This is a genomic window from Caballeronia sp. HLA56, assembly GCF_054655155.1.
In genome coordinates, this window is sequence record NZ_BAAHOB010000002.1 from 1064938 (window position 1) to 1084040 (window position 19103).

The following is a 19103-nucleotide window of genomic DNA, read 5'->3' on the forward strand; positions in this document are numbered from 1 at the left end:
TTCCATACAAGAACTGATGGATAAAAATCGTTGACTTCCAATTGCTGAAACTTTAAACAGAGAAGATCGCTTCGATAAAGACGCAGCCTCGACATGCGCTCATTCGCGTTTCATGAGGACGATGAGAAGGTCATCGTCGACTGCATCGAATACATGCGTCGTCTGCTTGAGGCAGCGTCGCAACAATCACGACACTAGGAGACAGCGATGAGCAGTGCGGTAAAGCAATTGAACGTCCAGCAGTTCCTGGATACGAGGCCATTCAGCGGCTTTCATTGGAAGATCCTTTTGCTGGGCCTCGTCGTCCTGATTCTCGATGGCTTCGATGTGGTCGCGATGGGATTCATCGCACCCGCGCTCATCGCCGACTGGAAGATCAGCCGGGCCGCGCTCGGGCCAGTGTTGAGCATGGGACTATTCGGTCTCGCGATCGGCGCGCTGACGGGAGGTCCGCTGGCCGACCGCTTCGGCCGTCGCAAGGTCATCATCGCCGCGGTCATCTTCTTCGGCGTGATGAGTCTCGCCTCGGCCTGGTCGCCGAACATCGAAGTGCTTTCGGTGATGCGTTTTCTGACTGGACTCGGCCTCGGCGCATCGCAGCCGAACGCCGCGACGCTTGCTTCCGAATATGCGCCGGAGAAGCATCGTTCGGTCATGGTGACGGTCATCTATTGCGGCTTCACGCTTGGCGCGGCGGGCGGCGGCTTCCTCTCAAGCTATCTCGTGCCGACTCACGGCTGGCATTCCATACTGGTCGTCGGCGGCATCGTGCCGCTTCTCTTCGCGGTTCTGCTGTTCTTCGTTTTGCCGGAATCCGCGAAGTTTTTAGCTCTGAAGCACGAGGGACGCACGGCGCTTGCGAAGATCATCAACGAAATTCAGCCCGGCACGGTAAACGGTTCGACCGGCTTCGTGACGCCCGAACGCGAACACGCCGGCAAGGGCGTGATTCGCCTCATCGTGTCGAAACCGCATACCACGGTCACGCTCGCGCTCTGGGTCGGGCTCTTCATGAACTTGATGACGGTCTACTTCCTGAACAGCTGGCTGCCGATTATCGTCAAGGACAACAACTTCTCGCTGGCTGACGCGGCGCTCGTCGGCGCGATGATGCAAGTGGGCGGCACGCTCGGGAACATCGTCATCGGCTGGGAGATGGATCGCTTCGATTCGCGCAAGGTCATGATCGCGACACTATTCGGGGCGCTCGTCTTCACGGTGGCGGTGTCGCAGATGAACGTCGGGCTAGCCGGTCTCATCACGCTCGTGTTCCTGCTCGGTTATTGCACGAACTCCACGAACACCGGCTGGACGGCGATGGCCGCGAGCTACTACCCAACGGAGATTCGAGCGACAGGCACGAGCTGGATGACGGGCATCGGCCGCTTCGGTGCCATCTCCGGTGCGTCGGTCGGTGCGGTGCTTCTAAGCTTCAAGTGGAACTTCGGGCAGTTGTTCCTCTTCTTGACGGTGCCGATTGCAATCGCCATCGTCGCTGCGTATGTCCAAGGCCGCGGCCGGGGGAACGCAGCGCCGGTGTTGCGCGACGCCACCATGCATTGATGATGGGCTCTGCTGCTGGCCGAAGGCGCTGCATCGTCATCTCCAGATCGACAAGACGGATGCGGCCAGCAGCAAACCCATCGCAAGATTGACCACGCGCCAATGACGCGGCGTTCTAAGCAACCGTGCAAGCAATGCACCGAGCGCGCACCACAATACGAGCGACCCGCATGCCGCAACGCCGAAGGCCGCGCCGAGGAGAATCGCAAGCCGGTTGGGACTGTCCGCTGCTAGCGCGAAGGACGCCGCGGCGCCGACGGTCATCGCCCAGCTTTTCGGGTTGAGCCACAAGAGCAGCATGCCGTTGATCAACGTGACCGGCCGCGCGGGACCGCTGTTCTCATTCGGCGGTCCGCTTCGGGCGACGCGCCATGCCAGCCACAACAAGTACGCGGAACCAAGCGCTTTCACGGCGGTTTGCAGCGCGGGCATCGCCAGCAAGATACCGGCAAGCCCGAGTGCGGCGAACGCGCCGAGCACGGCAAGACCGATGGCGATGCCGAGCATCAACGGGATCGAGCGCATAAAGCCGAAGCGCGCGCCAGACGCGGTGGCAAGTGTAGTGGCGCCGCCGGGCGTGATGGTCGCGACGACTGCGAAGAGAAAAAGCGGGAGGTTGAGGGAGGCCATGAACATGCGTGCGGATATCGAGACTTGCACTCTACTGATCGTCCACGCATCAGCAAAACCAAAAATCTTGATGGCACGCATTACGATGCATAATGCGTCGATGCCTCGAAACTTCGATCTCGATCTCATCCGCACCTTCGTTACCGTGGCCGACAGCGGCAGCATGACGGTTGCCGCGAATCGGCTGCACATGACGCAAGGCGCCATCAGCCAGCAAGTCAAACGGCTTGAAGAACTGCTCGACTGCCTATTGTTCGTGCGCAAGACGCGCAAGCTCGAACTCTCACGCAAGGGTGAACAGTTCCTCGTGAAGGCGCGCCAGTTGATGCGGCTCAACGACGATATTTGGTCCGACATGACCGGGCAGTCGTTAAGCGGCAGCCTTCGCGTTGGCGTGCCCTACGACCTCGTCACCGCGCTCGCGCCCGCGATGAAATCGTTCGCCGATGCTCATCCGCACGTGGAAATTTCGCTGGTATGCGGCTCATCACGCGAACTGCGCAACGCGTTGAACAGCGGTCTGGTGGATGTGTCGCTCGTCGAATACGTTGCGAGCGAGGCCGAAGGCGAAGTGATCCGCATCGAGCCGCTCGTGTGGGTGACGGGCCGCGGCAGTGACACGTGGCGCAAGCGCCCATTGCCGCTGTCGATGGTCGACGAACGCTGCGCCTTCCGTCCGATGGTGCTGCGCGCGCTGGCGGACGAAGGCATCGCCTGGCGCACGGTGTTCGAGAGCGGCAACATCGAGGCGACCGCAGCCACCGTGCGGGCGGGCCTTGCGATCACCGCATGGCTCGCCTTTACCGTACCCAGCGACCTCGAAAGGCTTGCGCTTCATGAGTCCAGCTTGCCTGCCCTTCCGCCATTCGCCATCTGTCTGCAATTGCCGCAATCGATCCAGCCTGCCGCGCTGGCGTTTGCAACGTGCGTGCGCGAGTCGATGCGCGAGGATGTCGCCTTCCCGTTCGAGACATGCTGACTTCCTTTTTTCATAGCGGCGATGCCATCCGCAGCCGACGCGTGAGCGACATCGTTTTGTCGACCACACTCGACTTGCCCGAGCCGCCTGCAAGTCTCATCGCCGATTGGCAGAGAGAAGCGATGTCGCGGCTCGTTCTCGAACCCGGCGATGTCGAGGTCATGCCATTGGCGCGAACTCGCGCGCGCTGGACGGACTACAAGCACTGCGTGCGAGCTATCGTCGACTGGACGAACGCGCTCGGACTACCCGGCGTGCTCGCCGCCAGCGACATAGCGCTCATGGCCTGTCGTGGCGCGAGATACCATCATGACGGAGCGCAATATGGCGGCGCGGCCTTTTGCAATCTCTTTCTGAGCGAAGACAAGGGTCTGGACGTGCATTTCCCCGCTGCGAGTCATCGCATTCCGTTGACACGTGGAACCGCCATGATCTTCGATACGGGCCAGCCTCATGGCGTCATTCAACGCGATAGCGAAAGCTTCAACGTGTCCGACTTCGCGCCCAACGAGGACTACGTTCAAGTGTTCCTGAGCTGGGAACTTCCGATCGAAAACGCCTGCGTGGCACAAGCACTGCAAGTGGAGTTCGATGTGGATGGCGCGAGCTCGTCGCAATTGGATGACGAGCAAGTGTGGTTTGAAGGCGCGCCAGCCGATGTGTGCCCGGAGACGGGTCGATGGCATCGGCTTGGCTGATCGGCAGGCGATTCATTTGCCGACACGCGCCTGCAAATGTGCGGGATAGCGTTCACCCTGTACGATGATATTCGCGAGCCGCGTATCGATATCGCGCAGATTGTCCGCCGTCAACTCAATGGAAGCGCCACCGATGTTTTCCTTCAGTCGATGCAGCTTCGTCGTGCCGGGAATCGGCACGATCCACGGCTTTTGCGCGAGCAGCCACGCGAGCGCGACTTGCGCGGGCGTCGCGTTCAGACTCGTGGCGATCTGCTTGACCACGTCGACCAGCGCCTGATTTGCCTTGCGATTTTCTTCCGAGAAACGCGGGACGACATTGCGAAAATCGGTTTGATCGAAACCAGTGCTCGCGTCGATTGCGCCCGTCAAAAAACCCTTGCCGAGCGGACTGAACGGCACAAAGCCAATTCCGAGTTCTTCGAGCAGCGGCAGGATTTCTTTCTCGGGCTCACGCCACCATAGCGAATATTCGCTTTGCAAAGCCGCAACCGGTTGCACGGCGTGCGCACGGCGAATGGACTCGACGCCCGCTTCCGACATGCCGAAATGTCTGACCTTGCCTTCCTGAATCAGCTCCTTCACGGCGCCCGCGACGTCTTCCATTGGCACCTCGGGGTCGACGCGATGCTGATAAAGCAAGTCGATGCGATCCGTGCGCAACCGCTTGAGCGCCGCGTCCGTCACCGCGCGAATGTTGTCCGGCTTGCTGTTGACGCCCTTCTGCACGTCGCCGCCCTCGAAACCGAACTTCGTTGCAATCACGACTTGATCGCGGAACGGCGCAAGTGCCTCGCCTAGCAGTGTTTCGTTCGCGCCTTGCGCATAGGCTTCGGCTGTATCGAAGAAAGTCACGCCTTGCTCGAAGGCAGAGCGGATGAGTTCGATCGCATCGGCCTTCTCCGTTGCAGGGCCGTAGGCAAAGCTCAGTCCCATGCAGCCAAGGCCGATTGCCGATACTTCGAGACCACTCTTCCCGAGAATACGTCGGTTCATCATGCGACTCCTTCGTCGTTTGCCGGCACGCCGCCGCGATACTGCTCGTCCGTGACCTTTTCCATCCAGTCGACGGGACTGCCGTCGAGCTTCTCGGCAATGGCGATATGCGTCATTGCCGTGGTGGCGGTCGCGCCGTGCCAGTGCTTCTCTCCGGGCGCAATCCAGACGATGTCGCCCGCTCTGATGTCCTCCAATGGTCCGCCATCGCGCTGCACCCAACCGCGGCCCGCGATCACGATCAGCGTCTGACCCAGCGGATGCGTGTGCCACGCGGTGCGCGCGCCTGGTTCGAACGTCACCGTTGCGCCGCCGATGCGCGCGGGTTCGTCGCCCGCAAACGGCGCGTCGATCCTCACCGTTCCGGTGAAATATTCAGCTGGGCCCGTCGCCGAGGACTGCGAGCCGCATTCGATGATCCGCATGTGCGTTCCTTGCAATAGTTGTCTCGACGTTCAATGTAGCAACGCGACTTCCTGCGATAAAGAGCTAAAATCGGCATGAAGTTAGAAGCCAGGCTTATAAATCATCATGGCACGTTCCGATCTGTCCGATATCACCGCGTTTCTCGCTGTCGCCCGCGAGGGCAGCTTCACGAAGGCGGCCGCGAAGCTTGGCGTTTCGCAGTCTGCGCTGAGTCAGACGGTGCGCAATCTCGAAGCACGGCTGGGCCTTCGCCTCCTGACCAGAACGACACGCAATATATCGCCGACTCAAGCTGGCGAACGGCTGATCCAGTCGGTCGGCCCTAGGCTCGATGAGATCGAGGCCGAACTAAGCGCGCTCACCGCATTGCGGGATACGCCGGCGGGCACCGTGCGCATCGCTGCTGGAGAACACGCGGCGGAAATGCTGCTATGGCCGGTGATAGAACGGCTTTTGCCCGACTATCCGGACATCACGATCGAGCTCTTCATCGACAACGGACTCACGGATGTCGTCGAACAGAGGCTCGATGCGGGCGTGCGGCTCGGCGAGCAAGTGGCCAAGGACATGGTTGCGGTGCGCATCGGTCCCGACGTGCGCATGGCCGTGGTCGGCACGCGCGACTATTTCGCCGCGCATCCGAAGCCGAAGACGCCGCGAGACCTGACGGCGCATAACTGCATCAACATCCGGCTGCCGACGGCCGGCGGCATTTATGCGTGGGAGTTCAAGAAAGGCGGACGCGAGTTGAACGTGCGCGTGGAGGGACAACTCGTCTTCAATAGCGCGACGATGGCCGTGAAAGCCGCGCTTGCGGGAGTGGGCCTCGCCTTCGTGCCCGAACAGCGGGTCTTATCGCAGATCGAAAGCGGTGCGCTCTTGCGGGTGCTGCCTGACTGGTGCCCGTCGTTTTCAGGTTTTCATCTTTACTATCCCAGCCGACGTCAGCCGACTCCTGCGTTCGTCGTCGTTGCCGATGCGCTGCGTCGCGGCGTATAGGTTCGCGGCGACCCGTGTGCCCGAACTCGGTCAGTCGAGGTTGAGCGGCTGCTCGTGCGGAGCGTGACTAGCCACGCGCTGCTCATTGTTTGTCTCCGAATGCCTGAGCTCAATTTCCGGCTAAAAGCCGCGCGCCGAGGCTTAACAAGAGCGCAGGCAGCATGACGATCGCACCGACCTTCAGGAACTGCATGAAGCTCACTTCCTCGCCTTCGCGCCGGATGGACGAGAGCCAGAGAATAGTCGCCAGCGAACCGGTGATCGAGAGATTGGGACCGAGGTCCACGCCGATCAGCAACGCATCGATCACGCGTTCGGGGCTATGTGCTTGCAGCACGGTCGCGCTTGCAATGAGACCCGCTGGCAAGTTGTTGATGGCGTTGCTGCCGAGCGCGATGACCACGCCCGACACCGCCGCCGTCACGGTCTGATTCTGCTGCGACGCGAGCGCCAGCAATTGCGAAAGCGCCGCGACGACGCCCGTATGCGCCAGCATCTCCACGAGCACGAAGAGGCCAGCCACGAGCGGCAGCACGCTCCACGATATCTCGCTCATCAGCTCGACCGGAGATTGACGTTCTTTCACGAGCACCACCAAAGCGGTGCCGACGCCGAGGATCGCGGTGGGCAGGCCAAGTTGCATGTCGAACGCGGAGACGGTGAGCAGAGCCACCGCCGTGACGCCGATGCCCGCGAGCGTCACTTTGCCGTTCGCGCTGAGCGGTTCGACGTTCAGATCGCGAGCACACGAGTCAGCGAGTTCGTCGCGCTGCGTCCAGCGCAGCATGAAATACGTCGCAACGATCGACAACACCGAAGGCAAGGCAAATCGCGCAATCCACGAGCCCAGCGCGGGCGTGTGATTCGCGTAAAGCACGAGATTCGCCGGGTTCGAAATCGGCAACACGAAGCTCGCCGCGTTGGCGATGAACGCGCACACGTACAAGAGCGGCAACGGCTTCGTATGCGCCTTCCTCGCCGCCGCGAAAACAGCGGGCGTGAGCACGACGGCGGCGGCATCGTTCGAAAGGAACGTCGTCACCACGACACCGACGAGATACACGAGCAAAAAGAGCTTTCGGGGCGAGCCCTTGGCATGGTTTACGGCAAGCACCGCGATCCAGTCGAACAGGCCTTCGCGCCTGCCGAGTTCCGACAGCAGCATCATGCCGATGAGAAACAGGTAGACGTCGCTTCCCTTGCCTATCGCCTGCCACGCGAGATTCAGCGGTAGCAACCCGAGCGCGACGAGCAACACGGCGCCCGTGACCGCCCAGATCGCCTCGGGCCATTTGAAGGGACGCAGGATGACGCCGGCAGTCGCGGCAAGCCCGATGCCCCAGGAGAGAAAAATCGGATTCATGTAGCGAGAGAGGGTTCGTTGGCAGAATCGCGATGGATGCCGCATGCCTTCTTGAGCGCGCTGCCGAAGAATAGCCACAACAAGAGCGAGCCGATAGACACGGCTCCGAGTACGAGAAACGCAACCTTATAGCCGAAGTGCTGCGCCAGCATGCCGCCGAGCGCCGGACTGAGCGCCGCGCCGATTCCCTGCACGGTCATCACCACGCCCTGCCCGACATTCACGCGCCCCGTGCCTTGCAGCAAGCGCACGACGAGCGCGGGAACGGCCACGCTTTGCAGCCCCGCGCCAATGCCGTCCAGCGCCTGCACGGGCCACACGCCCCAGGCGTTGATGAACATCGCCGCGACCAGACCGCGCAGCGGCAGTGCAAGAAAGGTGATGAAAATCACGCCCCAGTAACCGATACGTTGGATGATCCGGCTTGCGAAAAACGCGGCGGCCACCATCACGAGTTGCGCGATGACGATGGTTTGCGCGGTAAAGGCGCTTGGATCGCCCTTGTGTGCCGCGACGACGGCAAGGCCATAGAGCGGCAACATCGCCGCATTGCCGAGGTGGAACATCGCGAGTGAAGCGGCAAGCAGCAGCAACGGCTTGCACGTGAGCAGCATGCGAAAGCCGCTTGCGTGCTCGTGTTCGCGCTCCTTCGAGGACGAAGCGCCGAGCCCGCGCGCACTATCGTGATCGATCGAATCTCGCCGGATCAGAAGCGTGGAGATCACGGTCATCGCGCCGAACAAGCCCGCGAGCACGAACACCGCGCCGAAGCCGAAACGCCAGCCGAGCCACCCAGAAAGCGCCGCAGCCACGACATTGCCTGCGTGATTGGCCACCTGGTTGCGCCCGAACTGCCGGTCGAAACCGCGTTCGCGCACCATGCCGAGCGTGACGCCAGCCACCGCCGGACCGAGCGCCGCGCCTGTCACCGCCGTGAGGATCTGCGAGGCGGCGACCATCCAGTAATCGTGCGATACCCATAGCACGAGCGAGGCGAGCGTCGTCATCACGCCTGCCACGACGATCAGGCCGCGCTTGTAACGCGTGGCATCGACGAGTGCGCCCGCTGGCGAGGTCGCGAGCATCCCCGCAATGCCGCCGAGCGTCATCACGGTTCCGATAGCATCCGTATGCCAGCCCTGAGCCTGCAAAAAGACCCCGAGAAATGGTCCGATGCCGGCTTGCACATCGGCCATGAAGAAGTTCAGGCCTTCCAGCGCGTAGAGAGGATTCATTGGGCGATCACCTCTTCAGGTGGTTCAGGCTTTGGTAATCATCGTCGAATGAAGCGTGCAGATCCCCGAAATGCACCCAACTCAGCATGTCGCTCTCCTCGTCGTGCTTGCTTTACGCGTCGATCAGTTCGGCGATCTCGTCCACTTCGATCGTGCAGCCATGACGATTCTTGACGCCATGCCCCCACGCCTGGACATGCGCGCCCGGAGTCAGATACGCGACCAGTTCGGCGGCGGCATGCGGCGGCATGCGCAGCGACGTGCCATCGTCGAGCAATGCGCCGCGCAACTCGCCCTTCGGACCGAAGAGCGAGAGCACGACTTCACCGCTCGCGTCGATCGGCTCGCGCTCGACGTGCGGCTTCTCATGCGGCTTGCCATCGTGATGCGGGCCTTCGTCGAGAATGACCTTGCCCGTCTTCGTCACGAGCGCGACCGCCGCAATCATGTCCGCGCCGCGCGGCTTCACGCCACGCACGCCGACTTCATCGCCCACGGCGATTTGCCGCGCGATCTGGCGCGACAGATGAGGCGGAAAATGAACCTGCCGCGCATGACGGGCGCCGAGCACGAAGCCATCCAGTTCGCCGTGCGGATTCAGAAGGAAGCGCGTCACGGTGCCACGCGTTTCGGGAAGGCTGTCAGGGTCGATCCAATGCATGTTTTGATTCCTCGTTCAGATGTCGATGAAAGTTCGCTTGTAACCGGCAGCTTCAAGGGTTGGCCGGAGCGGGGTCATAAAGCCGCGTGAGTTTTCCCGGTGCGCCGAATGCCGTTGCCTGAAGCGCGGTGCCGTACTGATTGCGCGTGCCGTAGCCTTGCGCGGATACCTTCGCGCCCGTGTGGACAAGACTCGGAAACTGCTGCGCGACCGGAGGCGTGAGCTTGATGACGGTGCCATCCGCGAGAATCACGCCGTCCGGTTCGCCGCGCGGAGCGGTCGTGACATGGGCCACTTGCCCCTGTGCGCTCAGATGCGCGAGCCCCGCGCCACGCAATTCACGCGGCCTGGGTTGCGCGCCCGGAAGCGGCGGCGTATCGAAGAGTTGCTGGCCGCTTCTCGAATCCGCGATGCGTTGTGCCTTGAGATTGCCGCCCGCATCGCGCAAGCCGCTGATTTGCACGCTGTCGCCGGGACGCATCGCGGAGACGAGCTGCGCGCTCATGTGCGGCGGAAAGCGCACGAGCGCGCCGTCGTCGGTGAGAAAGCCGTCGACGTCGCCATCCGGATTGGTGAGGAAGCGGGCCACCGTGGCCCGTGTTTCCACTGCCGTGCTGGCGTCGGCTGATTCGAGCGGAGCCTGACCAGGCGGCGGCGCGGGCATGGCAGTCGGTGCGGGCGCGGCGGCAATCGGCGGCGGTACGACGGGCGCCGCTGCCGGTGGCGCAACGGGTGTTGCCGCGGCTTGCGTCTGAGCAACGCAGCCCGTGCTGGTCACGAGCAAAGCGGCACAAGCCGCCGCGCCGAACACGCGAACAGCGTTGAGTTGAATGGGATACTTCGAGGTCGATTGCATGACTCACTCCTCCACTAGGTGCGCAGTCTTTTGCAAGCCCTATGCCATGAGCCTCGACCCCTTGCAGCCTATGGGCGACGCCATGTCACGCGACCACGGTGTCAAGGAATCGGACACACGCAGTCCGGTTGCTTGACACTCGCCGTTTGCTCAGTCGCCGGAATTGGAAGAGTCGACGTTCGCCAGACGCGTATAGAGCGACTGGCGGCTGATGCCGAGCCTGCGCGCGGCTTCTGCGCGATTACCATCGGCGAGTGCGAGTGCGCGGACGATCAGCGCCCGTTCGAGTTGCGCGAGCGCGTCGTTGAGCGGCAGTTCGGCGAGACTGGCGGGAATGGCGTCGTTGACGCTGGCGGCGGTATCGAAGAGAAAGGCGAAGTCATCGCGCGTGAGCAGCGCGCCGGGCGCAAGCGCGCTCGCCCTTTCCATGGCGTTGGCGAGTTCACGGACGTTGCCGCGCCAGCCGAAGGTGACGAGCAGACGTTGTGCATCGGATGACAGATGCTTGCGCGTTTCCGGCGATGCCGCGAGCGTCGAGAGGAAGTGCTCCGCGAGCGGCAAGATGTCCGCGACGCGTTCACGCAAAGGCGGCATATGCAGCGGAATCACGTCGAGCCGGTACAGCAAATCCTGACGGAACGTTCCTGCCGCGACCATGGCCGGAAGGTCACGATGCGTCGCGGCCACGATGCGCACATCGACGGCTATGGTTTGATTCGCGCCGAGCGGCGTGACCTGGCGCTCCTGAAGCACGCGCAAGAGCTTCGCCTGCATGGCAAGTGGCATGTCGCCCACTTCATCGAGGAACAGCGTGCCGCCGTGCGCCTCTTCGAAGCGCCCGCGCCGTTGTGCATGCGCGCCAGTGAACGCGCCCTTGCCATGCCCGAAGAGCTCGCTCTCGAGCAAATCCGCTGGAATCGCCGCACAGTTCACGGCGACGAACGGTCCCCCGGCGCGCGCCGACGCGCGATGCAGCACGTGCGCCGCCACTTCCTTGCCCGTGCCCGTTTCGCCGGTGATGAGCACGGTCGAACTCGTGCCCGCCGCGCGGCCAAGACGCTTTTGCACGTCGCGCATGGCTTCGCTGATGCCGAGCAATTGCGGCTCGCGCGACCGCGCTTCGTCGGCGAAGGCTGGCGGCGCGGCGGCGGGCGCATCGGCGTGCGCGGCGAGCATGCGTTCGAGCAACGCGGCGATCTCGTCGCGGCCGACGGGCTTGGTTAAATGCTCGAACGCGCCGAGCCGCATTGCGCCGATGGTGTTGTCGCTCGTCGCGTGCGCGGTGAGCATTGCCACAGGCACGCGTCGAAGGTCTGCGTTCTCGCGCAGCGATTCCAGAACCGAGAGACCGTCCGCACCGGGCAGCCGGAAGTCGAGAAAGATGCAGTCGGGGATGTCGTGCTCGCGCAGCCGCTCGAACGCCGCCTCGCCGGAGCGCGCTTCGAGCGGCGTATGACCCAAGTCCTGAACGGTTTCGGCGAGGCCTTCGCGGAAGGCGTCGTCATCGTCGATGATCAGTATGGTCGCCATGGCAAATCGATCACAAAGCGCGTCACGTCGGAATCTTCCGCAAGATAGGCGCGCCCGCCATGCGCCGATGCAATCTCACGAACCACGGCAAGACCGAGCCCCGAGCCGTCGGGGCGCCCCGTCACGAACGGCTCGAAAATGCGCTCTCGTTCGGCCACGTTCACGCCGGAACCATCGTCGATGACTTCGATTCGCAGACGTTTGCCCTGCGCACATTGTGCGCCATGCACGCGCACCGTTACGTGTCCGCCCCGCGGCGCATGCCGCAACGCGTTGACCACCAGGTTGTCGAGCGCGCGCGCCAGTTGCGCGGGATCGAAGACGGGCTGGGTCGAGCCTGTCTCGACCTCCGCGTGCAGGGAGACGTCCCGGCATTGCGCGCGCGACTCATGCGACTGCACGATCTCCGCGAGCCAGACGTGCGGGTCGACCGCGCGCGCGTCGATGGTCACGGGCTGCGTCAGGGCAAGCAGGCTCGTCACCTGTGATTCGATGCGGCCCACCTGCTCGATGATCGTCTTCAACGCGGCTTCGCGGCGCGTGGCGTCGCCAGCAAGCGCGTTTTCCGCTTTCAGACGCATGGCGCCTGCGGGGTTGCGTATTTCGTGCGCGATCTGCGCGGCCATCTTGCCCAGCGTGCTGAACCGCTCCGCCTGCGCGAGTTGTGTGCTCAGTGCGTTCGCTTCGCGCTGCAGGCGCTCGGCGCGTTCGACGTATCGATTGAGCGCCGCGACGATCTGATCCAGGTCCTGCTCGCCGAGCCGTTCCAGCCGCTTGCCTTGCTCGAACGCGCCCGCTGGCGCAAGCGCCTGTTCGAGCCGCGTGAGGTTGCGTTTCCAGCGCCTGAGGGCCAGCGCAAGAAAGAGCGCAAGCACGACGATGATGGTAAGCACGCCCGCGAGAATGCTCGCGGCACGCTCTCCATACGGCCCGAGCGGTGGATGCGCGCGCGTCAGCATCCACGCAAAGAGGCCTGTATGGCGCGGCACGGGACACGCGACGGCGACCACGGCATCGCCGCCGCTCGACACGACATCCTCTTGCATCTGGCTCGCGCTCGCCGCGTTTTTTAGCGTTCGCAGAATGAGCGGCGTTTCGGCCTCGGGGACATCGCGCTTCACGCCGCTGCCTTCGTACGTGGGAAAGGCGTACGCAAGAAAGCCGTTCGGTGCGCCCTTTGCAGGAGCCGCGGTCCAGAAGCCGCCTTCGATGCCATCGGTGCGGATCAGCACGAGGTCGAGGACCGCGTGCATGAGATCGAGGTTGGTTTCGCCGGGACGTTGCATCGACAAGTCATAGCGCGATGCGACCGCCGTGCAGGCTGCGGTTGCCTGGCTTTTCGCGGCGGTGACGCGCTCGCCGAGCGCCGAGGAAAGCATGAGCCACACGGCGGCCGTGAGCAGCCCGCAGAGGACCGCCACGAGTATCCAGAGCGCAAAGAGCTGAGCGGAGAACGACGGTCGCGGCATCAAGATAGGGAGACTGAATGGGTTGGCGCTCTTGTAAGCAAGTATCTCGCCTAGCTTGGATCGGGAAGCGATTGTTCAAGCATTGGATGACGATGTCGAATGCCTTCGTTATCGCGGCACCCCGCCCAACTTCGTGATACGGTAGCGCAGCACGTGTTTCGTCGAAGCATGACGCAGCGTTGTACGTAACAGGCTTACCGCATCTTTGTTCCATCGATCATGCAGTTCGATTTCCCATTCGGGCGACCATCCTTCAAAGGCTGGTCGCCCGTTTGTGCATTTGGGCTCGCAAAACCGTGAGCAGAGTTAGAAGTGTTTTTATTCTCATCTGAGATGAGAGTCGCTTGAATATTTTTCGCGCGCCTGCGATGCGAAAGGCAAGAAGTGCGCGCGATGGGAAACGACATGGCTTCCGCACAAGAACTCAGAAAATTTCGGGCAAACCTCGCCGATGAACTTCACAGCGCCGCGATCTACGAGACGCTGTCACGCGTGGAACAAGACCGCTCTCGGAGCGAAGTCTTCAGCGAACTCGCCGCATCCGAACGAATGCATGCACGCGTGTGGGCCGATAAACTCAGGGCAAACGGAAAAAAGGCGCCTTCCGGTTTCAATGCCAAGACTTATCTCATGCAAGCGCTCGTCCATTTGCTCGGACCGCGCTTCGTGCTTCCGTCGATTGCGGCTGCGGAGTTTGCCGACCGCAACAAGTACGCGGGCAATCCGGACACCGCACGCATGTCGGAAGACGAGCAACGACATGCGAGCGTCGTGCAGGCAATGGCGAACTCGGGCATGCCCGCGGCGTCGCAAGGCGCGGACATCGCGCAAGGAGAGTCGTGGCATCGCGGCGTTTCATCCGGCAACGACTTGCGCGCCGCCGTGCTCGGCGCCAACGACGGCCTCGTCTCGAACTTCTGCCTGATCATGGGTGTGGCGGGCGCTGGCACGGGCAACAAGGCCATCCTGCTGACCGCGCTTGCCGGATTGATTGCCGGCGCCTGTTCGATGGCACTGGGCGAATGGCTTTCGGTGACCAATGCACGCGAGCTTGCGCAGGCGCAGGTATCGAAGGAAGAGAACGAACTCGAGCACAGCCCGGAATCGGAAGAACACGAGTTGACGCTCATCTACAAGGCGAAAGGACTGAGCGCGGAAGAAGCGAGGCGCGTAGCCGCGCAGATCATGCAAGACAAGGACAAGGCGCTGGATGTGCTCGTGCGCGAGGAACTGGGTCTGGACCCGGCTGAACTCGGTGGCAACCCTTGGTCCGCGGCGGCCGTGTCGTTTTGTCTGTTCGCCGCCGGCGCTATTTTTCCCACGATGCCGTTTCTGTGGACGTCCGGCACAACCGCCATTGTTCAGTGCATCGGCTTCAGTGTGCTGGCGCTGGTGGCTATCGGCATGTTCACGTCGCTCTTCAATGGCCGCAGCGCAAGCTTCTCGGCGATGCGCCAGGTTGTCGTGGGACTGGCTACTGCCGCGTTCACGTTCGGCATCGGGCACGCACTGGGAGTGGCGGTGTCATGATGGAAGCAAGAGCTCGACATTACCGTCACGTCAAAGGTCGCGGCGAAACCACTTTGCGAAGACGCCAGATTCCGCGAGCGAGTGGGTAGCCTGACGCCGCGTTCCTTGCGCTCGCGCGACAGAGACTGCATTCAAGCCATCGTTCTTCAGCTTGGCCGCCTCTTCAAAAAAATAATGCGTTTCGCGAGCAACCAGATCGCGTTCATTGTCCATCGTGATGATGTGATAGCAGTCGTCGAGGAAAATCTTGCGTCGACGTGTCGAACCGATACCGCGATACACGAGATCGGCGTTCGCGGTGGTGGAGATGTCGTCGTCTATTGCGTGAATCAGCAGGCAATCTGCTTTAATCTTTGCGATGTTTTTGGTTACGTATTTCGCCAGGGCTTTGGCTTCGAAGATATGGTGCATCGATAAAGTGGCGGCGCCGATTTCGGAATCCCCTCGACGCAGCATGCTCTTTGCCACTTTTGCCCTTAGCGCCTCGTTCTTCAAACCGAAGGGCGAGCGCTCACGCAAGCTGTAGAAGTTCCGGATCGGTGTTTTATAGGCGAGGCCTAGCATCCAGTGATACCAGGGAATGGTCCAGCCGTCGTAGTCGAGCGTGACGGAGAGTAACGACAGCGCAAGAATTTCAGGCTCCTCTATGGCGAGCGCAAGCGCCAATGTGGCGCCAATGCAAAGACCGCCTACCGACACGCTGCCATACGCGCCCGCGAGTTTTCGATAATGCGCCCTGACCTGCTCGCGCCACTCGACGGACGTGCCGCATTCGGTTCCAAGTCCATACCCAGGCAGGTATGGGACATGCACGGCAAAGCCTTGTTTGACGAGCGCCCGGGCCACATAACCCATTTCCTGCGGCGTGCTTCTCAAGCCATGAAGCAATAAGACAGCATGATTTCGGCTGCTTGCGGCGTGGACGATATCCTGCATCAATAGGTTTTGAGCGCTCATTCAATAGACTCGGGCGGAACTTTCAAAATCAGATACGCGCCGTGCGAAGTAGGAAAGCGCTCCAAGCGACATGTCAAAACGGAACCAATGACATCACGGCGAGGCAATCTGACAACCCAGCTTCTCGTGACCTCGTCGCTCGATTGTTCGAAGGCCGAGGCAAACGTAGACGCGTCGCTTTCGGAAAATGTCGCCATTAGGCGCGATGAAGCCGATTCTCCTTCCAACGGCGCAAGTTCTTTTTCGAACGATTCGTTGACGTACTCATAGGACGATCCAACCTTCCCTATGTATAGGATATCGGCGCTTTCGTCCGTGAACTGACGAAGCAATCGGTCTGAAATCAAATGCGACGCCTCCGCGCTTCTTCTACGCTTGTCGGACCGTAAAAGCATTTGATGTCGGGACCGCGCGACTTCGGCAAAAAGTCTGGCTTCGTGTTGAGTGCGTCTAAGCCACTCGATCATGCAGAGGAAAAGAAGCGTAGCCGTTGGGAAAGCAACGAAAAGAATCACGTCCTCTTTGTCGAAGTATCCAAAGTTGGCATACGGTGGTACGAAAAAATAGTCCGCGATAGGCACGCCAATGGCCACCACGAGTATGGCAGGACCAATACCGAGAAAGAACCCCACGAGGACCGCCGCGACCGTGAAGAAAAGTGCAGGCATGTGCGCTTCCAGCACGGGGTGCATCAACTCTCGCGCACCGAAGGCAGCAAGCGCGGCGACCAGTGCCACTCCATAGCGCCAGGCGCCTCTGGGCGCCCAGCTCCTTGCGTTGTTTAACACTCGTACTCCACGGAGTTTTGGATGGTGCGTCTCGGCGTCTGAATACGTCATTCATGCTCACCCGTTGCGCGCTTTTCCGTCCGACAAACCACACCACATGCCAGCCGCGACGCGCACCATCTTTCGCTTCGATGAGCCTTGACTGAGATCGCGATGATTAAGGCCATACTAAGCTTTGGATACTTAGGCGACCCTTAGCAAGCCGTTTCGCGTGATCGATTACATTACGCATACGCATGGCGACAAGGCACCAGACGTGTGGTTCTTTTGACGTGAACGTGAGGGTTTGCTAGACGTGCCGATGCGTGTCGACGCGCGAGGCGTCGACACGGCTTTCGTCGTGAGGGCGTTACACCTGCGCGTAAATCGAACTGCCCAAGGTCAGCGTGGTGGCGTTGCTCGCCGATGCAAAGCGAATCTCGTAGAGATCGCGGCCGAAGTTGCCCGGCACCTTAACCGACATGCCACCGCGGTCATCTGCAAGCGGCACGAAGAGTTGATAGCGAAGGTCGCTATTGCCATACAGCACGTAGCCCGGCAATTCGGGCAGGCTGGTGAGATACGCGGGCTCGTTGCCGTCGACCACTATTGGCACCGCTGTCGGCGAGTCGTTCGTCACGCGCCATTGCGTGCCCAGGCGTTGCTGCCACGCGGCGTCGAGTGGTGCGAGCGCGGCAAGTTGCTGGCCGATGGGTAACGTAAGGAAGGCATAGCCCGCGCCAGGGACGACGCGTTTCATCAGATAACGATAGCTGAATGGGGTGCCGTCCTCGTCGGTTCCGGTGACGACCGCGAAACGGTATGAGGCCGTATCGCTATTGCTCCAGTACCATCCGTCGCTGCGGTACTGATAGGCGCCCGCGCCAAGCTGCCCCCACGTGCGCGTCACACCATTCCACTGGTCGAGTTGCACACTGCCGTCGCCGTTGGCGATCACCTGAACCGGCGAGTCCGAGTTGCCGTAGATGCCGGCCGTGTCCGCGATAACCGGACCCGTCGCCGCTGAAGGCGCCGTGCCGCCGACCGTGGGCGGCAGCGCGGCGATGGTTCCGTCCTCTTTCAATGCCGAAAGCACGATGCTCTCCGCAAGCTTGCGCGCGTCGTAGCCCGTATTGCCGGTCACCATCAACGCCAGTTGCGCCTTCGGCACGATGAAGAACTCGCTAGTGAAGAAGGCCGTGCCGCCGTCCTTTTCCCATCCGAGAACGCCGGCAGCGGCTAGCCCCGGTTGCACGACTGAATCCCATGCGAGACCCCAACGCCATTCCGGCGATGGATTGATCAGGAGCCCCGCTGTCTGGTCCGTACCCATCTGCGCGATGCCCGCCGCGGACACGATCTGCTTGCCCTCGAACGCGCCGCCGCCGAGGAACATCCGCGCGAGATTCATCATGTCGCCGGGCGTCGAACTCAGCCCGCCCGTCGCGTAAGCGTTGACGAACTCCTGATATTGCGTGCCGTTCACATAGGGATACGAGAACGAGCCATCGGTCGGCACACTTGTCAGATAACTCGAATTGGTCATCTTCAGCGGCGCGAGAATGTTCGCCTCGACGAAGCTCGCGAAGCTTTGCCCGGTCATTGCCAGGACGAGTTGCTCCACCATCGTGAAGCCGTCGTTGCAATACACCGCAAGCTCGCCCGGCAAATGCTTCAGATGAGTGTTGGCGAGCTCGGCCTGCGTGTCGGCCGCATAGCCGGGAACCGGCGAGAACGTGAAGAGATTGCGCGAATTGGTACCGGGAAAACCCGACGAATGCGACAGCAGATGGCGTGTCGTGATTCGCGTGTACTCGGGGGAAAGCATCGAGAACGTGGGCAGATAGCGGACGATGGGAGTATCGAGCGTAATCAGTCCACGGTCCTGGAGGATCGTTGCGGCAAGCCCTGCAAAGAGCTTGCTAACCGATCCGATATTGAAGCGCGTCGCTGTCGTGGCCTGGGTCTGGCTCGGCACCGACGATGCGCCGAACGCCTGCTGCCACACGACGTCGTTGCCCTTGAGCATGGCAACCGAGATGGCGGCCACGGGCTGCGCCGTATTGCCGATGGCTTGCTGGATAGCCTGCTGGCCCATCGCAATGGTCTGCGGGTAGGAGGCGGCGTGGTTGTCGTCGCCGCCGCAACCGGGCAGCAGTGTCGCTAGCATGCCTGCGCCGGTGAAACCGAGGAACTGCCGGCGTCCCGAGCTGGAAGGTTTGTCGTTATTGCGGTCAGATGGAAGCACGGCGGTTCTCCTTGTTGATCCAGAGCCTACGTAGTGCGGTTTCTGCCTTGCGCGGCGAATTATAGCCTTCCTAACGGCTTCTTAGCATCGAAAATTTTGCTCTTCGGTGCGGTGTATTCGTCTCCCGTCGACATCGCCTGGACAAGCGTCATTTGCCGCTTCGCCTTTCTTGCGAAGCGGCTTTGCATGAGTCGTC

Annotated in this window: 17 protein-coding genes; 5 read left to right on the forward strand and 12 right to left on the reverse strand. The window is 61.7% G+C overall.

The genetic code is table 11. From position 1 onward, the window contains the following. The first annotated feature begins 207 nt into the window (after nucleotides 1–207). Complete coding sequence (locus tag ACYQ47_RS11235; RefSeq protein WP_459905419.1) at nucleotides 208–1563, forward strand: MFS transporter; 1356 nt, start codon at nucleotides 208–210, stop codon at nucleotides 1561–1563. A gap of 36 nt (nucleotides 1564–1599) precedes the next feature. Here the strand turns inward: ACYQ47_RS11235 and ACYQ47_RS11240 are convergent, their stop codons facing one another. After that, a complete protein-coding gene (locus ACYQ47_RS11240) occupies nucleotides 1600–2193 on the reverse strand; it encodes a LysE family translocator (RefSeq protein WP_310392361.1) in 594 nt (197 codons plus the stop codon). A gap of 100 nt (nucleotides 2194–2293) precedes the next feature. On the opposite strand from ACYQ47_RS11240, the gene ACYQ47_RS11245 reads away from it, so the two are divergent. Next, entirely contained in the window at nucleotides 2294–3172 is an 879-nt protein-coding gene (locus ACYQ47_RS11245; protein ID WP_459905420.1) for a LysR family transcriptional regulator, read from the forward strand. Continuing rightward, nucleotides 3166–3870: a hypothetical protein gene (locus ACYQ47_RS11250; RefSeq protein ID WP_459905421.1), complete on the forward strand. Its 705-nt coding sequence runs from the start codon at nucleotides 3166–3168 to the stop codon at nucleotides 3868–3870. Before ACYQ47_RS11245 ends, ACYQ47_RS11250 begins: the two co-directional genes overlap by 7 nt. 12 nt (nucleotides 3871–3882) lie before the next feature. Here ACYQ47_RS11250 and ACYQ47_RS11255 read toward each other — a convergent pair whose 3' ends face one another. Both ACYQ47_RS11255 and ACYQ47_RS11260 read right to left on the reverse strand, forming a co-directional pair. Beyond that, nucleotides 3883–4866 carry an aldo/keto reductase gene (locus ACYQ47_RS11255; RefSeq protein ID WP_459905491.1) on the reverse strand — a complete coding sequence of 328 codons (984 nt, stop codon included), beginning with the start codon at nucleotides 4864–4866 and terminating at the stop codon, nucleotides 3883–3885. Further along, nucleotides 4866–5291, reverse strand: coding sequence for a (R)-mandelonitrile lyase (locus ACYQ47_RS11260; protein ID WP_244830502.1), 426 nt, complete (start codon nucleotides 5289–5291; stop codon nucleotides 4866–4868). The genes ACYQ47_RS11255 and ACYQ47_RS11260 overlap by 1 nt, the downstream gene beginning before the upstream one ends. A gap of 106 nt (nucleotides 5292–5397) precedes the next feature. Here ACYQ47_RS11260 and ACYQ47_RS11265 point away from each other — a divergent pair, with 106 nt between their 5' ends. Beyond that, entirely contained in the window at nucleotides 5398–6291 is an 894-nt protein-coding gene (locus ACYQ47_RS11265; protein WP_309845405.1) for a LysR family transcriptional regulator, read from the forward strand. 109 nt (nucleotides 6292–6400) lie between these two features. Here the strand turns inward: ACYQ47_RS11265 and ACYQ47_RS11270 are convergent, their stop codons facing one another. The 6 genes from ACYQ47_RS11270 to ACYQ47_RS11295 form a co-directional block, all read right to left on the reverse strand. Further along, nucleotides 6401–7654 (reverse strand): arsenic transporter, encoded by a 1254-nt coding sequence (locus ACYQ47_RS11270; protein WP_459905422.1) that lies wholly within the window; start codon nucleotides 7652–7654, stop codon nucleotides 6401–6403. After that, nucleotides 7651–8889: an MFS transporter gene (locus ACYQ47_RS11275; RefSeq protein ID WP_459905423.1), complete on the reverse strand. Its 1239-nt coding sequence runs from the start codon at nucleotides 8887–8889 to the stop codon at nucleotides 7651–7653. Before ACYQ47_RS11275 ends, ACYQ47_RS11270 begins: the two co-directional genes overlap by 4 nt. 112 nt (nucleotides 8890–9001) lie before the next feature. Beyond that, entirely contained in the window at nucleotides 9002–9550 is a 549-nt protein-coding gene (locus ACYQ47_RS11280; protein ID WP_250494695.1) for a hypothetical protein, read from the reverse strand. Nucleotides 9551–9602: 52 nt separating this feature from the next. Beyond that, nucleotides 9603–10406: a hypothetical protein gene (locus ACYQ47_RS11285; protein WP_459905424.1), complete on the reverse strand. Its 804-nt coding sequence runs from the start codon at nucleotides 10404–10406 to the stop codon at nucleotides 9603–9605. Between the two features lie 150 nt (nucleotides 10407–10556). Further along, nucleotides 10557–11936, reverse strand: coding sequence for a sigma-54-dependent transcriptional regulator (locus tag ACYQ47_RS11290; protein WP_459905425.1), 1380 nt, complete (start codon nucleotides 11934–11936; stop codon nucleotides 10557–10559). Next, on the reverse strand, nucleotides 11921–13405 hold the full coding sequence (locus ACYQ47_RS11295) for a sensor histidine kinase (protein WP_459905492.1): 1485 nt from the start codon (nucleotides 13403–13405) through the stop codon (nucleotides 11921–11923). Before ACYQ47_RS11295 ends, ACYQ47_RS11290 begins: the two co-directional genes overlap by 16 nt. Nucleotides 13406–13810: 405 nt before the next feature. Here ACYQ47_RS11295 and ACYQ47_RS11300 point away from each other — a divergent pair, with 405 nt between their 5' ends. Then, nucleotides 13811–14935 carry a VIT1/CCC1 transporter family protein gene (locus tag ACYQ47_RS11300; RefSeq protein ID WP_250494692.1) on the forward strand — a complete coding sequence of 375 codons (1125 nt, stop codon included), beginning with the start codon at nucleotides 13811–13813 and terminating at the stop codon, nucleotides 14933–14935. Between the two features lie 30 nt (nucleotides 14936–14965). On the opposite strand, the gene ACYQ47_RS11305 is transcribed toward ACYQ47_RS11300, so the two are convergent. The 3 genes from ACYQ47_RS11305 to ACYQ47_RS11315 form a co-directional block, all read right to left on the reverse strand. Then, nucleotides 14966–15892 carry an alpha/beta hydrolase gene (locus tag ACYQ47_RS11305; RefSeq protein ID WP_459905426.1) on the reverse strand — a complete coding sequence of 309 codons (927 nt, stop codon included), beginning with the start codon at nucleotides 15890–15892 and terminating at the stop codon, nucleotides 14966–14968. Continuing rightward, nucleotides 15889–16629, reverse strand: coding sequence for a DUF4118 domain-containing protein (locus tag ACYQ47_RS11310; RefSeq protein ID WP_459905427.1), 741 nt, complete (start codon nucleotides 16627–16629; stop codon nucleotides 15889–15891). The genes ACYQ47_RS11305 and ACYQ47_RS11310 overlap by 4 nt, the downstream gene beginning before the upstream one ends. Nucleotides 16630–17029: 400 nt before the next feature. After that, entirely contained in the window at nucleotides 17030–18829 is a 1800-nt protein-coding gene (locus ACYQ47_RS11315) for a serine hydrolase domain-containing protein (protein ID WP_459905493.1), read from the reverse strand. Nucleotides 18830–19103 lie beyond the last annotated feature (274 nt).